Annotated in this window: 14 protein-coding genes; 7 read left to right on the top strand and 7 right to left on the bottom strand. The window is 70.9% G+C overall.

Features of this window, described 5'->3' with window-relative positions:
- Nucleotides 1-9: 9 nt before the first annotated feature.
- Complete coding sequence (locus ACZ4VK_RS31835) at nt 10-1,608, bottom strand: Na+/H+ antiporter (protein ID WP_468359753.1); 1,599 nt, start codon at nt 1,606-1,608, stop codon at nt 10-12.
- Between the two features lie 39 nt (nt 1,609-1,647).
- Here ACZ4VK_RS31835 and ACZ4VK_RS31830 point away from each other — a divergent pair, with 39 nt between their 5' ends.
- The 3 genes from ACZ4VK_RS31830 (at nt 1,648) to ACZ4VK_RS31820 (ending at nt 3,794) form a co-directional block, all read left to right on the top strand.
- Nucleotides 1,648-1,908: a UBP-type zinc finger domain-containing protein gene (locus ACZ4VK_RS31830; RefSeq protein ID WP_468359751.1), complete on the top strand. Its 261-nt coding sequence runs from the start codon at nt 1,648-1,650 to the stop codon at nt 1,906-1,908.
- Between the two features lie 354 nt (nt 1,909-2,262).
- Entirely contained in the window at nt 2,263-2,676 is a 414-nt protein-coding gene (locus ACZ4VK_RS31825; RefSeq protein WP_019889334.1) for an ATP-binding protein, read from the top strand.
- Complete coding sequence (locus tag ACZ4VK_RS31820; RefSeq protein WP_468359748.1) at nt 2,673-3,794, top strand: RNA polymerase sigma factor SigF; 1,122 nt, start codon at nt 2,673-2,675, stop codon at nt 3,792-3,794. The genes ACZ4VK_RS31825 and ACZ4VK_RS31820 overlap by 4 nt, the downstream gene beginning before the upstream one ends.
- 6 nt (nt 3,795-3,800) lie before the next feature.
- On the opposite strand, the gene ACZ4VK_RS31815 is transcribed toward ACZ4VK_RS31820, so the two are convergent.
- Nucleotides 3,801-4,220, bottom strand: coding sequence for a hypothetical protein (locus tag ACZ4VK_RS31815; protein WP_468359746.1), 420 nt, complete (start codon nt 4,218-4,220; stop codon nt 3,801-3,803).
- A gap of 160 nt (nt 4,221-4,380) precedes the next feature.
- Here ACZ4VK_RS31815 and ACZ4VK_RS31810 point away from each other — a divergent pair, with 160 nt between their 5' ends.
- Nucleotides 4,381-5,349, top strand: a complete 969-nt coding sequence (locus ACZ4VK_RS31810) for a diacylglycerol/lipid kinase family protein (RefSeq protein WP_468359743.1) — start codon at nt 4,381-4,383, stop codon at nt 5,347-5,349.
- 309 nt (nt 5,350-5,658) lie between these two features.
- On the top strand, nt 5,659-5,916 hold the full coding sequence (locus ACZ4VK_RS31805; protein WP_003953983.1) for a WhiB family transcriptional regulator: 258 nt from the start codon (nt 5,659-5,661) through the stop codon (nt 5,914-5,916).
- A gap of 147 nt (nt 5,917-6,063) precedes the next feature.
- On the opposite strand, the gene ACZ4VK_RS31800 is transcribed toward ACZ4VK_RS31805, so the two are convergent.
- A complete protein-coding gene (locus ACZ4VK_RS31800; protein WP_468359740.1) occupies nt 6,064-7,530 on the bottom strand; it encodes a sensor histidine kinase in 1,467 nt (488 codons plus the stop codon).
- Nucleotides 7,531-7,825: 295 nt separating this feature from the next.
- Entirely contained in the window at nt 7,826-8,476 is a 651-nt protein-coding gene (locus ACZ4VK_RS31795) for a TetR/AcrR family transcriptional regulator (RefSeq protein WP_468359737.1), read from the bottom strand.
- Nucleotides 8,477-8,559: 83 nt separating this feature from the next.
- On the opposite strand from ACZ4VK_RS31795, the gene ACZ4VK_RS31790 reads away from it, so the two are divergent.
- Together ACZ4VK_RS31790 and nagB are read left to right on the top strand one after the other, a co-directional pair.
- The gene (locus ACZ4VK_RS31790; RefSeq protein ID WP_468359734.1) at nt 8,560-9,420 is read left to right on the top strand and encodes an SDR family oxidoreductase; all 861 of its coding nucleotides are present in this window, start codon (nt 8,560-8,562) and stop codon (nt 9,418-9,420) included.
- A gap of 276 nt (nt 9,421-9,696) precedes the next feature.
- Nucleotides 9,697-10,482, top strand: a complete 786-nt coding sequence (gene nagB / locus ACZ4VK_RS31785; protein WP_468359731.1) for a glucosamine-6-phosphate deaminase — start codon at nt 9,697-9,699, stop codon at nt 10,480-10,482.
- An 83-nt stretch (nt 10,483-10,565) separates the two neighbouring features.
- Here nagB and ACZ4VK_RS31780 read toward each other — a convergent pair whose 3' ends face one another.
- Genes ACZ4VK_RS31780 through ACZ4VK_RS31770 form a run of 3 tightly spaced genes read right to left on the bottom strand, consistent with a single transcriptional unit; the run spans nt 10,566 to nt 13,988 of the window.
- The gene (locus ACZ4VK_RS31780; RefSeq protein WP_468359728.1) at nt 10,566-12,092 is read right to left on the bottom strand and encodes a glycoside hydrolase family 3 protein; all 1,527 of its coding nucleotides are present in this window, start codon (nt 12,090-12,092) and stop codon (nt 10,566-10,568) included.
- Between the two features lie 10 nt (nt 12,093-12,102).
- Nucleotides 12,103-12,969, bottom strand: coding sequence for a carbohydrate ABC transporter permease (locus ACZ4VK_RS31775; RefSeq protein ID WP_468359725.1), 867 nt, complete (start codon nt 12,967-12,969; stop codon nt 12,103-12,105).
- On the bottom strand, nt 12,966-13,988 hold the full coding sequence (locus ACZ4VK_RS31770) for a carbohydrate ABC transporter permease (protein WP_468359722.1): 1,023 nt from the start codon (nt 13,986-13,988) through the stop codon (nt 12,966-12,968). The genes ACZ4VK_RS31775 and ACZ4VK_RS31770 overlap by 4 nt, the downstream gene beginning before the upstream one ends.
- Nucleotides 13,989-14,227 lie beyond the last annotated feature (239 nt).

The following is a 14,227-nucleotide window of genomic DNA, read 5'->3' as shown; positions in this document are numbered from 1 at the left end:
GCGCGGTTCTCACCCGTCCGGCTCCTCGCGGTAGGCCGCCGCCTCCTCCAGATCGAGGCGGCGGAGCAGGGTCCGCATCATCTCGTCGTCGATCCGCCGCGCGTCGCGCAGCCGTACGAAGACCTCCCGCTCGGCGTCGATCATCTCGCGCGAGAGCCGCCGGTAGGTGTCGTCCGCCGTCTCCCCCGTGGCCTCGTTGACCGCTCCGAGCCGCTCCCAGACCGCGTTGCGGCGACGCTCGAGAACCGTGCGCAGCCGGTCGGCGAGGGGCTGCGGAAGGGCGTTGCGCTCGTCGGCGAGGAGGGCGTCGAGGCGCTCCTCGGCGGCCCGCGACGCCTCGCTCTGCGCCTGCGCCTCGGCGAGGGTCTCCGCGTACCTGTCCCGCCCGGGCAGCTTCAGGAGCCGGATGAGGGGCGGCAGGGTGAGGCCCTGCACCACCAGGGTGCCGATGACGGTGGTGAAGGTGAGGAAGAGGACGAGGTTGCGGGCGGGGAACTCCTCCCCGTCGACGACCACGGGGATGGAGAAGGCGATGGCGAGGGACACCACGCCGCGCATACCGGCCCAGCCGACGATGAGCGGCGCCCTCCAGTCCACTCCGGGTTCCCGTTCCCTGACCCCGGCGGAGAGCCGGCGGGGCAGGAAGGTCGCCGGATAGACCCAGACGAAGCGGACGACGACCACGGCCACGAAGACCCCGACGGCGTACCAGACCGCCTCCCCGATGCCGTACCGCCCGAGGCCCTGCACGACGTACGGCAGTTGGAGGCCGATCAGGGCGAAGACGGCGGATTCCAGGACGAAGGCGACCATCTTCCAGACCGCCTCCTCCTGGAGCCGGGTCGCGAAGTCGACCTGCCAGGCCCGGTGGCCGAGGAAGAGGCCGACCACGACGACGGCGAGGACGCCGGAGGCGCCGACCTCCTCGGCCGCCGCGTAGGCGGTGAAGGGGATGAGGAGGGAGAGCGTGTTCTGGAGGAGGGAGTCGCCCAGGCTCCGGCGGAGCCAGTGGATCGGGACCATCAGGACCAGGCCGACACCGATGCCGCCGACCGCCGCGAGCGCGAACTCCCCGATGCCGCCCGCCCAGCTCACGCCCTCGCCGAGGGCCGCCGCGAGGGCGACCTTGTACGCGGTGATGGCGGTGGCGTCGTTCACCAGGGACTCGCCCTGGAGGATCGTGGTGATCCGGTGGGGCAGGCCGAGCTTGCGGGCGATGGCCGTCGCGGCGACGGCGTCGGGCGGGGCGATCACCGCGCCGAGCACGAGGGCGGCGGTGAGCGGCAGATCGGGCACGAGGACGTACGCGAGCCAGCCCACGGCCACGGTGGCGAAGAGGACGTACCCGACGGAGAGCAGGGCGACGGGCCGGATGTTGGCCCGCAGGTCGAGGTACGAGGAGTCGACGGCGGCCGTGTAGAGGAGCGGCGGCAGGATCAGCGGCAGCACGATGTGCGGGTCGAGCGTGTAGTCGGGCACCCCGGGGACGTACGACGCGACGAGGCCGACGGCCACGAGGAGCAGCGGGGCCGGCACCGGGGTCCTGCGGGCGAGTCCCGCGATCGCGGCGCTCGCCGCCACCAGTGCCACCAGCTGCAGTGCGTCCATGCCCGTCCCCGTCTTGAGCCGCAACGTAACCTGGCCATCATGAGCGAGTGCCCGCACCTTGCCGAAATGCCGCGCCCCGAACCGGCGCCGCTGGCCGACACCTGCCCCGAGTGCCTGGCGGACGGTACGCATCCGGTCCAGCTGCGGCTCTGTCTGAGCTGCGGGCACGTGGGCTGCTGCGACTCCTCGGCGGGGCGGCACGCGACGGGGCACTTCTCCTCGACCGGACACCCGCTGATGCGGACCTTCGAGCCGGGCGAGGCCTGGCGCTGGTGCTTCGTGGACGGCGCGATCGTCTGAGCGGCGTTCGCGCGGCACTTGTCCCGGATTGTCGGACCGGTTCGCTCCTCCGACCGTACGACCGTCCGGCGATTCGGCCGTCCGGCGATTCGCCCGCGCCCCGGCTGGGTACGTCACCCCTCCGCCGGTCGCTCGGTTCCGGCCCCGCAGACCCCTACCCACCGTCCGCATCCATGGGCCTACCATGGGTGATGACCGGTGGCCGGGGGGTCGACGGGGCGGGAGGCTCGCGGCGACACGGCGGGACGGATCGCGATAGCGTCACGGCGGACCGCGCAGCCCCCTGCGTACCGCCCGGTTCGGGGGCCTCTCCCCCCGAGCCCCGAATGAGCTTGTGCCACCTTGGAGGTGAGGGTGTCCCAGATCGCAGGCGAGCCCGGGACCCAGGACTTCGTGGAAGTCCGGCTGCCCGCTGCGGGTGCCTATCTGTCCGTGCTGCGTACGGCCACGGCCGGCCTCGCGGCGCGCTTGGACTTCACCCTCGACGAGATCGAGGACTTGCGGATCGCGGTCGACGAGGCCTGCGCCATCCTGCTCCAGCAGGCCGTGCCGGGATCCGTACTCAGCTGTGTCTTCCGGCTGGTCGACGACTCCCTCGATGTGACCGTCTCCGCGCCGACCACCGACGGCCGCGCGCCCGAGCGGGACACCTTCGCCTGGACGGTGCTCTCGGCACTGGCCGGGAAGGTGGAGTCGTCGGTGGCCGATGACCGTACGGTCTCGATCAGCCTGTACAAACAGCGCGGCGCGGGGCCAGGCCCGGCGTGAGGAGCGGGGACGCGACGGCCGGCATCCCTGAGCAGCAGGCGCGGCCGCATGAGGTCGCTACGGAGCAGGCGGACCAGATGAGCGAGCACGAGCAGCACCACGAGGTTCCCGAGACACCCGAGACACCAGGCGTCTCCGCGGCCCCCCGGGGCCCCGCGGGTGCGGACGGCTCTCCCGTGGCCTCCGGGGCCCATGGGGCTGCCGGGGCTGCCCAGGCGCTGGGATCTCAGGAGTCGGAAGGGTCATCGGCAGGGTCGGAAGGGCTGTCCGAGGCCGAGGCGGCGGCGAAGGCCGCATCGGACGGCGAAGAGGCCGACGCCGAGGCCGGCGAGGCACCGGACGCCGTCCACGTCGTCCCGGACCCGCATGACCGGAGCGGCGCCCGCGCCCTCTTCGTCACGCTGCGCGAGCTGCCGGAGGGTTCCCCGGAGAAGGCGGAACTGCGCAACCGGCTGGTACGGATGCATCTGCCGCTGGTGGAGCACCTGGCCCGGCGCTTCCGCAACCGTGGGGAGCCGCTCGACGACCTGACCCAGGTGGCGACGATCGGCCTGATCAAGTCGGTGGACCGGTTCGACCCGGAGCGCGGCGTCGAGTTCTCGACGTATGCGACCCCCACGGTCGTCGGTGAGATCAAGCGCCACTTCCGCGACAAGGGCTGGGCGGTACGGGTGCCGCGGCGGCTCCAGGAGCTGCGGCTCTCGCTGACCACGGCGACGGCGGAGCTCTCCCAGCAGCACGGCCGCTCACCGACCGTGCACGAGCTGGCCGAGCGGCTCGGGATCTCGGAGGAGGAGGTCCTCGAAGGGCTGGAGTCGGCGAACGCCTACTCGACGCTCTCCCTGGACGTCCCCGACACGGACGACGAGTCCCCGGCGGTGGCGGACACCCTCGGCGCGGAGGACGAGGCCCTGGAGGGGGTCGAGTACCGGGAGTCGCTCAAGCCGCTCCTGGAGGACCTGCCGCCCCGGGAGAAGCGGATCCTGCTGCTGCGCTTCTTCGGGAACATGACCCAGTCGCAGATCGCGCAGGAGGTGGGCATCTCGCAGATGCACGTCTCCCGGCTGCTCGCCCGGACCCTGGCGCAGCTGCGCGAGAAGCTCCTGGTGGAGGAGTAACCCTCGTCAGGCCTCCTGGCCGGGGCGCCGGATGCCGAGCGCCTCGGTCGTGGCCGGGTTCACCAGGAGGACGAGCCCGGCGACGGCCAGGACGCCGAGGACGACACCGGCCGGGATCATCGCGCTGTCCGCCTGGACCATCTGCCAGGCGACCGGCAGGGCGAGGATCTGGGTGATCACGGCCGGGCCGCGGCTCCAGGAGCGGCGCAGCCAGAGGCCGCGGGCGGCGGCGAGCGGGATCAGACCGAGTGCGACGAGCGTCACGGCGCCCGTCAGGGCACCGGTGAGGTCGCCGGACGTCCGGGTCAGCGCGTCCACCAGCATGTAGACACCGCCGGCGAAGAGTCCGAGGGCCTCGACACCGGTCACGGCCGCCGCGGCGGCGAGACGGGCGGGGCGGGGGGTCTGCTCCGTGCTGCTGCTCATAGAAGGCAGGGTATCGGGGAGCCGCCGGAACCGGCCGCCGGGCTTGTACGGGACAGGGCTCGGAAGGACAGGCGGCGCGGGTCCCGCCAGGCCCGGTCGCCGGGTCCCGCGGAGCGGACGGGGGTGGGACCGGTACCGCCGGGTAGGTACGCTGAAGCTCATGCGCGCACTTCTCGTGGTCAATCCGGCAGCCACCACCACCAGTGCCCGCACCCGTGACGTGCTCATCCACGCGCTCGCGAGCGAGATGAAGCTGGAGGCGGTCACCACCGAGTACCGCGGGCACGCGCGGGATCTCGGCCGGCGGGCCGCCGAGGCCGGGAACATCGACCTCGTGGTGGCCCTCGGCGGAGACGGCACGGTGAACGAGGTCGTCAACGGCCTGCTGCACGGCGGACCCGACCCCGACCGCCTGCCCGGCCTCGCGGTGGTCCCCGGCGGCTCGACCAACGTGTTCGCCCGTGCCCTCGGACTGCCGAACGACGCCGTGGAGGCGACCGGCGCCCTGCTCGACGCGCTCCGTGAGCGGCGGGCACGCACAGTGAGCCTCGGGCTCGCCTCGGGGACGCCCGGCACGGAGGACGAGTCGGTGCCGTCCCGCTGGTTCACCTTCTGCGCCGGTCTCGGATTCGACGCCGGCGTCATCGGCCGGGTCGAACAGCAGCGGGAGCGCGGGAAGAGATCCACGCACGCCCTCTATCTGCGCCAGGTGCTGCGCCAGTTCCTCGAGGAACCGAACCGCCGGCGCGGCACGATCACCCTGGAGCGCCCCGGCGCCGAGCCGGTCGAGGACCTGGTCCTCTCCATAATCTGCAACACCTCCCCCTGGACCTACCTGGGCAATCGTCCGGTGTACGCGTCCCCGGAGGCGTCCTTCGAGACCGCGCTCGACGTGCTCGGGCTGCGCCGTCTCTCCACCCCGGCGGTGGCCCGTTACGCCACCCAGCTACTCACCTCGACCCCCGAGCGGGGCCCGCGCGGCAAGCATGCGACGACTCTGCACGACCTGACCGACTTCACCTTGCATTCGAAGGTTCCGCTCCCCCTCCAGATGGACGGAGACCACCTCGGACTGCGTAGAAGCGTGACGTTCACAGGCGTACGCCGTGCACTGCGTGTGATTGTGTGAGTGGAAGGGGCGAAAGTCCTTTCACTCGAACGTTTAGGCGCGCATCCACCCCTTAGAAGTACGGCTGTGACCTAGCCGACACCGAGGAATCAAAAAAAACTTTCCTGAAGGGGTTGTATCCGTTGCCGGGGTTTGGGAGTCTCTTCTTGGCGATCGGGACGGCCCGCAACACCGGCCTCCACTGAGAGCCAGAACCCCTCCTCAGTCCAAGGACCACACCAGTTGATCTGGCAGTCGGCCCTTCCCTTGCGGGGGGATTCGTGAAAGCGTTCACATTCACAAGCAAGCACACCAAGAGAGGTAGCAGCCATGGACTGGCGTCACAACGCCGTTTGTCGTGAGGAAGACCCCGAGCTGTTCTTCCCCATCGGCAACACCGGTCCTGCGCTGCTGCAGATCGAGGAAGCCAAGGCCGTCTGCCGCCGCTGCCCCGTCATGGAGCAGTGCCTGCAGTGGGCGCTCGAGTCCGGCCAGGACTCCGGCGTCTGGGGTGGCCTCAGCGAGGACGAGCGCCGCGCGATGAAGCGCCGCGCCGCTCGCAACCGGGCGCGTAACGCCAGCGCCTGACGCCCACCGACAGCCTGAGGCCGGCGGCGCATACATCGCGTACGCAATCACCGCCCTTGAGCCGCAGCGCGCAGCAGTAACCCACAGCATTCGAGCCCCGGACCGACTCCTTCGGTCCGGGGCTCGCTGCTGTTCACCGCCGTGCGATCACTTCTGCGGCTGTACGGGGATGTCGAGGACCACCTTCGTGCCGCGCTCGGTGCCCGGCAGCATGTCGAAGGAGCCGCCCAACTCCCCCTCCACCAGGGTCCGTACGATCTGGAGGCCGAGGTTGCCGGCCCGCTGCGGGTCGAAGCCCTCGGGCAGTCCCCGGCCGTCGTCCTGCACCGTGATCAGGAGCCGGGCGTCGGTCCTGGCCTCGCCGCGCACGGCGGCGACCTCGACGGTGCCTTCGTCGCCGGGGGCGAACGCGTGCTCCAGAGCGTTCTGCAGGACCTCGGTGAGGACCATGGAGAGCGGGGTCGCGACCTCGGCGTCGAGAATGCCGAAGCGGCCGTTGCGCCGGCAGGTGACCCGGCCCGGGGAGATCTCGGCGACCATCGCGATCACCCGGTCGGCGATCTCGTCGAACTCCACCCGTTCGTCCAGGTTCTGAGACAGCGTCTCATGGACGATGGCGATCGAACCGACGCGCCGTACGGCCTCGTTGAGAGCTTCGCGGCCCTGGTCGGAGTCCATCCGGCGGGCCTGGAGGCGCAACAGGGCCGCCACCGTCTGGAGGTTGTTCTTCACCCGGTGGTGGATCTCCCGGATGGTGGCGTCCTTGGTGATCAACTCTCGCTCGCGGCGGCGCAGTTCGGTGACGTCCCGGAGGAGGACGAGCGAACCGATGCGGGTGCCCTTCGGCTTGAGCGGGATCGCCCGCAGCTGGATCACCCCGCCGTTGCCCTCGACCTCGAACTCGCGCGGTGCGTAGCCGGAGGCGAGCGTGACCAGGGCCTCGTCCACGGGGCCCCGGGAGGGCGCGAGTTCGGCGGTGATCTGCCCGAGGTGCTGGCCGACGAGGTCGGCGGCGAGACCGAGCCGGTGGTACGCGGACAGGGCGTTGGGCGAGGCGTACTGGACGATGCCCTCGGCGTCCAGCCGGACGAGTCCGTCGCCGGCCCGGGGCGAGGAGTCCATGTCGACCTGCTCGCCGGGGAACGGGAAGCTCCCGGCCGCGATCATCTGGGCGAGGTCGGAGGCCGACTGGAGGTAGGTGAGTTCGAGCCGGGAGGGGGTGCGGACCGTCAGCAGATTGGTGTTGCGGGCGATGACGCCGAGGACCCGGCCCTCGCGGCGTACGGGGATGGACTCGACCCGGACCGGAACCTCCTCGCGCCACTCCGGGTCGCCCTCGCGGACGATCCTGCCCTCGTCCAGCGCGGCGTCGAGCAGCGGACGGCGGCCGCGCGGCACCAGATGGCCGACCATGTCGTCCTGGTACGAGGTCGGACCGGTGTTGGGCCGCATCTGGGCGACGGAGACGTACCGCGTGCCGTCGAGGGTCGGGACCCAGAGGACGAGGTCGGCGAAGGAGAGGTCGGAGAGCAGCTGCCACTCCGACACCAGCAGGTGGAGCCACTCAAGGTCGGAGTCGCTCAGGGCTGTGTGCTGGCGCACGAGGTCGTTCATGGAGGGCACGGTGCGAGCGTACCCGCGGAATAAAGGGGCGGTGAACCTGGATCTCTGCGGCTTCGTGCTGGAGGATGGGCCAGGAAGCACCGCGTTCCTGTGGATGGACAGACAAGAATGGTCTAGTCCACAATGAACGCTGCAGAGCCTCCATCCTCCCCGCACAGGAGGATGGAACGAGGTACCCGACGCTCTCTGCCCTGACTGCGTCGAGACCTCCCACGACGGCCGAGGGACCGCACACCCCCGGCCGGAGCAACTCCGGGCTGCGGTGCCGGGCGGGCTGAGGGTCCCGTCAGGCGCCGCGGCCCGCGGGTGTTTCCGGGGCCGTTTCCATGTGGACGTGCGCGGGGGCCTGGGGCCATGCCCGCATCGCCGCCTCGGCCACGGCCGCCAGCTCCCCCGCCGTCGCCCCGTCGCGGGCCTGCTGGGACATACCCTGGAGGACGGCGCCGCTGAAGCGGGCCAGTGCGTGGGCGTCGGTATCGGCGGGCAGCTCACCCGCCTCGACGTCCCGGCGGATGCGGGCCTCGAACGACTCCAGATTGCTGTTTCTGCGCGCTCTCAGGGACTCCTCGACCTCGGGGGTCGAGCAGTTGGTCGCGGCGGAGATCATCAGGCAGCCGCGGGGGTGGCCGGGCTCCGTGAAGAGCTCGGCGGCCTCGCTCAGGAGCCGGCCGATGGCGCCGCGGGCGGTGCGCTCCTCCGCGAAGGCACGGCCGCCGTACGCGCCGTACGAGCCGGCGTACGCCTCGACGACCTCCTCGAACAGCGTCTTCTTGTCTCCGAAGGCGGCGTAGAGGCTGGGCGCGCTGATGCCCATGGCGCGGGTGAGATCGGAGACGGAGGTCGTCTCGTAGCCGTGCTCCCAGAAGGCCATCGTGGCCTGCTCCAGGGCCGTGAGCCGGTCGAAGGAGCGGGGGCGGCCTCGCGGTGTCGTCACCATGGAGTGAATTCTATAGCGTCCATTACGGAAGTGGGGTACGGTCTTTTCATAGCGACCGCTACAGAAATGAGGGGGGCGTCGTCATGGGCGTGCTCGAGGGCAGTACCGCAGTGAAGACCGTGGCCGTGGAGAACACGGCCGTGGAGGCCGTGACCGTGGAGAACACGGCTGTGGAGAACGCGACGGCCGGGAGGCTGGCCGGGAAGACGGCCCTGGTGACGGGCGCGAGCCGGGGCATCGGTCGGGGGATCGCCGAGCGACTCGGTCGCGAGGGGGCCCGGGTCGCGGTGCACTACGGGAGCAACGAGGCCGCGGCGAAGGAGACGGTCGCGGCGATCGAGGAGGCGGGCGGCGAGGCGTTCACGCTCGGCCAGGAGCTGGGGGTCCCCGGGGACGCGGCGGCCCTCTGGGAGGCGTTCGACACGGCCGTCGGCGGCGCAGGCCTGGACATTCTGGTGAACAACGCGGGGATCGGGGCCTCGCAGCCCTTCGCGGCGCTCGCCGAGGAGGAGTACGACCGGGTCTTCGCGATCAACACGAAGGCGCCGTTCTTCCTGGCTCAGCTGGGCGCGGAGCGGCTGCGGGACGGCGGCCGGATCATCAACGTCTCCACGGGACTGACCAAGGCGGCCCTCATGCCGGAGCTGATCGCGTACTCGATGTCGAAGGCCGCGCTCGACGTCTTCACCCGGGACCTGTCGAAGGTCCTCGGGCCGCGCCGGATCACGGTCAACGCGGTGGCGCCGGGGATCGTGGACACGGACATCAACGCGAGCTGGCTGCGGGGCAGCGAGGAGGCCTGGGCGGGAGCGGCGGCTCTCTCGGCGCTGGGCGCGGTCGGCACCCCGGCGGACATAGCGGACGTGGTGGCCTTCCTCGCCTCCGACGACGCCCGCTGGGTGACGGGCCACTGGATCGACGCGACGGGCGGCTCACTGACCTGAGGCCGAGTCGGAGGCAGAGGAGGCGTCCGGCCTGGACCAGGGGGTGCCGCAGGCGGGGGCCGGCACGGGCCCCGGGGGCGGCGGAAGTGGGGCCCGGCAGGGCCCCTGGGGTTCGAGTGGCTGGGGGGACAGGGGCGGTCGACGATGGAGACGGGCGGGGGCGTCCGGGGGGCGGAACGGCATGAGGGGAAGGCCCCTCCTCTGCTAGATTTGCCCTTAGATTGGTCTATACCACACGACCCCTCACCAGCCCCTCACCAGATCGGCAGGCACAGCGTGGAAGTTGTCATCGTCAAGGACGCCAAGGCGGGCGGCGAGCTCATCGCGGACGGCATCGCCGACCTCCTGCGCCGCAAGCCCGACGCGCTGCTCGGCGTTGCCACGGGCTCGACTCCGCTGCCCATCTACGACGCCCTGATCGCCCAGGTCACGGCCGGATCCGTGGACGCCTCGCGGGCCCGGATCGCCCAGCTGGACGAGTACGTCGGCCTGCCCGCGGGCCACCCGGAGTCGTACCGCTCCACCGTGCTCCGCCAGGTCGTCGAGCCGCTCGGGCTCTCCCCCGAGGCGTTCATGGGCCCTGACGGCTCGGCCGAGGACGTCCAGGCGGCCTGCGAGGCGTACGACAAGGCGCTGGCCGCGGCCGGTGGCGTGGACCTGCAGATCCTCGGCATCGGCACCGACGGGCACATCGGCTTCAACGAGCCCTGCTCCTCGCTCGCCTCCCGCACCCGCATCAAGACGCTCACCGAGCAGACCCGCGTGGACAACGCACGGTTCTTTGACAACGACATAGAGCAGGTGCCGCACCACGTCATCACCCAGGGCATCGGCACCATCCTGGAGGCCCGCCACCTGGTGCTGCTCGCCACCGGTGAGGGCAAGGCCGAGGCCGTGGCGCAGACCGTCGAGGGGCCGGTGGCGGCACTCGTGCCGGCGTCCGCGCTCCAGCTGCACCCGCACGCGACGGTCGTGGTGGACGAGGCCGCCGCGTCCAAGCTGAAGCTCGCGGACTACTTCCGCCACACCTTCGCTGCCAAGCCCGCCTGGCAGGGCATCTGAACCGACCGGATCCCCCGGCGTACGGCGAAGGGGCCCGGCACCTGTTCAGGTGCCGGGCCCCTTCCCGTAGGGGTACCGCGGTGTCAGCCGCCGGTTCCGACGACCGCCTCCGCGGCCGCGCGGCCGCAGACGCGGGCCGCGCCGTGCGTGGCGATGTGGAGGGCCCCGCGGGGCTCCGCCTCGTTGAGGCCCATCTCGACGACGACGGTGTCGGGGCGGGCCGCGACCAGGCCGTCGAGGGCCTCGGTCATCCAGGGGTGCCGGTGGGCGTCGCGTACCACCGCCACGATCCGCCGCTCCCCCGCTGCGGCCAGGACGGCGTCGGCGGAGGGCTCGTCATAGGAACCGGTCTCCGTACCGGGGAGCAGACGCTCCAGCTCGGCCGCGATGCCCCAGGGCGTCTCGTCGCCGACCGCGAAGTTCGCGACCGGGGTGAAGGAGGCCACGTAGGGAGCGCTGGTCATCGGCGTGTACGGCCGCTCCCCCCGGGTCACCTTGAGGGCCCTGCGGGCCGCCACGAGTCCGATGTCGGCGCCGGGCGCGGTCCCCTCCTGCACTGCCGCGCCCGGCACCGTCTCAGCCCCGCCCCTCGCCCGGTGCGCCTGGGTCCAGGCCGCCAGCGCGCGTACGCGCGCCGCGGCGTCGGCCAGCCGCTCCTCGGGCAGTTCACCGGTCCGTACCGCGGTGACGAGCGCGTCGCGCAGCCGCAGCACGGTGTCCTCGTCGCACAGCCCGCCGCCGACGCAGATGGCGTCGGCGCCCGCGGCGATGGCGAGGACGGATCCGCGCTCGATGCCGTACGTCGCCGCGACGGCCTGCATCTCCATGCCGTCGGTGACGATCAGCCCCTCGAAGCCGAGTTCCTGGCGGAGCAGACCGGTGAGGATCTGCGGGCTCAGGGTGGCCGGCCGGTGGGGGTCGAGCGCGGAGAGCAGGATATGCGCGCTCATGACCGCTTTGGTACCCGCGGCGACGGCGGCGCGGAAAGGTACCAGCTCACGGGCGTGCAGTGTGGCGAGGTCCACATCGATCCGGGGCAGCGCGTCGTGGGAGTCGACGTTCGTGTCGCCGTGTCCGGGGAAGTGCTTCGTGCAGGCCGCGACGCCGGCGCCCTGGAGGCCGTCGACGTAGGCCACGGTGTGCCGGGCGACCAGGTCGGGGTCGGGCCCGAAGGAGCGGACGCCGATGACCGGGTTCTCGGCGTTGGAGTTGACGTCGGCGGAGGGCGCCCAGTTGAGGTCGACACCACAGCGCGCGAGCCGGCGGCCGAGCTCGCGGGCCACGGCCCGGGTGAGCTCGACGTCGTCGACGCTGCCAAGGGCGTAGTTGCCCGGGAAGGAGGAGCCCTGCTTGACCTCGAGGCGGGTGACGTCGCCGCCCTCCTCGTCGATGGCGACGAGGACGTCGTCCCGCTCTGCCCTCAGCTGTGCGGTGAGCGCGGTGAGCTGCTCGGGGGTGACGATGTTCCGGCCGAAGAGGCCGACCGACGACAGGCCCTCGCCGATGCGGCGGAGCAGCCAGTCGGGCGCGGTGGTGCCGACGAAGCCGGGCTGGAGCACCGTGAGCGCGTCACGGGTCAGGGTGTCCGTGGCGTGTACGAGTGTGGTCATGGGGGAGCCCTTATCCCTTCACCGCGCCGGCGGTCATGCCGCCGACGGCCTTGCGCTGGAGGAAGAGGAAGACGACGAGCACGGGGAGGGCGAAGAGCGTGGAGGCGGCCATGGTGGCGCCCCAGTCGTCGCCGAACGCGGTCTGGAACTGGGTGAGCCAGAGCGTCAGGGTCTGCGACTCCTTCTCCTTGTTCAGCATGAGGATCATGGCGAACTCGTTCCAGGCGGTGATGAAGCCGAAGAGCGAAGTCGACATCAGGCCGGGGGCGAGCAGCGGGAAGATCACCTTGCGGAACGCCTGGGCGCGGGTGCAGCCGTCGATCTGCGCGGCCTCCTCCAGTTCGACCGGGACGGCGGCGATGAAGCCGCGCAGGGTCCAGATCGTGAAGGGGAGGACCATGACGAAGTAGATGAGTGTGAGCGTCGGGATGCTGTTCAGCATGTCGTTCTCACGGGAGATCATGTACATCGCGATGACCATGACCTCCCAGGGGGCCATCTGCGCCATCATCACGATGAGGACGATGCCCTTGCGTCCCTTGAACTTCAGGCGGGCGATCGCGAAGCTCGCGGCCAGGGCGACGAGGAGCGCGAGCAGCACGGCACCGAGGGTGACCATGAGGCTGTTGCCGACGTAGGTCCAGAAGAGGTCGACCTCGGTCGCCGTTGTGTAGTTCTCGAGCGTCGGCGTGAAGACGAAGACGGGGTCCTTCGTCATGATCTCGTGCTGCGGCTTCAGCGAGGACGAGAACATCCAGTAGACGGGGAAGACGAACACCACCGCGATCAGGAGGGCGCTGAGGTTCTTGGCGACCGCGCCGACCGTGAGCGGCTTCCTGGTGCGCAGCTTCTGCGGAGTCCGGGTGGTGGTGCTCACAGCTCCTCCTCCTGCTTCAGGATCAGGCGGAAGTAGAAGGACATGACCGCGACGAGCATCACGATCGTCAGGATGGAGATGGCGGCGGCCACACCGTAGTGGAACTGGCCGACGCCCTCGATGTAGGCGTAGACGGGGAGGGTCTCGGAGCCGCGGTCGGGGCCGCCCTGGTTCATGGCGTAGACCTGGGCGAACGCCTTGAAGATCCAGATGATCTCCAGGAACGTGGTGATCATGAAGAAGGACTTCAGGTTCGGGAAGACCACGGCCCAGAAGGTCCGCCAGCCGCTGGCGCCGTCCATCTTGGCGGCCTCGTACAGCTCGGACCCGATGGTGGTCAGGCCGGCGTACATGTTGAGGGCGACGAAGGGGACGGAGCCCCAGACGAGCAGGAGCAGGATGATGACGAGGGCGGAGAAGCCGGTCTCGAACCAGTTGTGCTGCTCGTAGCCGGAGAAGCCGAGGGTGCGCATCACCCAGTTCGCGACACCGAACTGCTCGTCGAAGAGCCAGCGGAAGACGGTGACGGAGGCGACGATCGGCATGGCCCAGGCGAACATCAGGGACAGCGAGAGGACCAGCCGCATCTTCTTGCCGAGGCGGTTGAGCAGCAGGCCAATGCCCGTGCCGATCGCCATGATGAGGGCGACGTTGACGGCCGTGAAGACGACGCTGCGGAGGGCGACGGACCAGAAGTGGGAGTCTCCGAGGAGCTCGGTGTAGTTCTGGAAGCCGATCCAGACCGTCTCGCGGGTGATGAACTCCTTCCGGTTGAGCTGCTGGAAGGAGAGGAGCAGGTTGCGGATCAGCGGGTAGAGCAGCAGCACGGCCATGGACAGCAGGGCCGGTGCGACGAGCAGGTACGGCAGCAGCCCGCCGGGCAGGGAGCGTCTGCCGCGTGGAGGCTGAAGGACTTCCTTCGGGCCCGAAGAGGGTGGCGGAGTCTGAGACTTCCCTGCCGCCCTTCCGGGCGCGTCCTGAGGATCGGCGGTCGCCGTCCCCTGGGAGTCCACGGTCATGGTCTTATTCCTCGCGGTTCTGGGGCTCCCGCGCCCACCGGGGCGCGGCCCGGGGGAGCGGGCCGCTGATCACTGCATCACCGCATCGCTGCATCACTGCATCGCTGCGCAACGCCCGGTGGTGGGGGGGGGGGGGGGGGGGGCGGCCCCCCCCCCGGGGGGGGGGGGGGGGGGGGGGGGGGGGGGGGTTTTTTTTTTGGGGGGGGGCGCGCGCGCCCCGGGGGGCGGGCACCACAGGG

The organism is Streptomyces sp. NPDC028711 (genome assembly GCF_055565415.1).
The sequence above is the reverse complement of the archived record's forward strand: the minus strand, read 5'-3'. Positions and strand labels throughout refer to the sequence as shown.

Excerpts from the sequence above, each read along its gene's own strand:
- ACZ4VK_RS31835 (WP_468359753.1), bottom strand. The coding sequence starts at position 1,608 with ATGGACGCACTGCAGCTGGTGGCACTGGTGGCGGCGAGCGCCGCGATC.
- ACZ4VK_RS31830 (WP_468359751.1), top strand. The coding sequence starts at position 1,648 with ATGAGCGAGTGCCCGCACCTTGCCGAAATGCCGCGCCCCGAACCGGCG.
- ACZ4VK_RS31815 (WP_468359746.1), bottom strand. The coding sequence starts at position 4,220 with ATGAGCAGCAGCACGGAGCAGACCCCCCGCCCCGCCCGTCTCGCCGCC.
- ACZ4VK_RS31810 (WP_468359743.1), top strand. The coding sequence starts at position 4,381 with ATGCGCGCACTTCTCGTGGTCAATCCGGCAGCCACCACCACCAGTGCC.
- ACZ4VK_RS31805 (WP_003953983.1), top strand. The coding sequence starts at position 5,659 with ATGGACTGGCGTCACAACGCCGTTTGTCGTGAGGAAGACCCCGAGCTG.
- ACZ4VK_RS31800 (WP_468359740.1), bottom strand. The coding sequence starts at position 7,530 with ATGAACGACCTCGTGCGCCAGCACACAGCCCTGAGCGACTCCGACCTT.
- ACZ4VK_RS31795 (WP_468359737.1), bottom strand. The coding sequence starts at position 8,476 with ATGGTGACGACACCGCGAGGCCGCCCCCGCTCCTTCGACCGGCTCACG.
- ACZ4VK_RS31790 (WP_468359734.1), top strand. The coding sequence starts at position 8,560 with ATGGGCGTGCTCGAGGGCAGTACCGCAGTGAAGACCGTGGCCGTGGAG.
- ACZ4VK_RS31780 (WP_468359728.1), bottom strand. The coding sequence starts at position 12,092 with ATGACCACACTCGTACACGCCACGGACACCCTGACCCGTGACGCGCTC.
- ACZ4VK_RS31770 (WP_468359722.1), bottom strand. The coding sequence starts at position 13,988 with ATGACCGTGGACTCCCAGGGGACGGCGACCGCCGATCCTCAGGACGCG.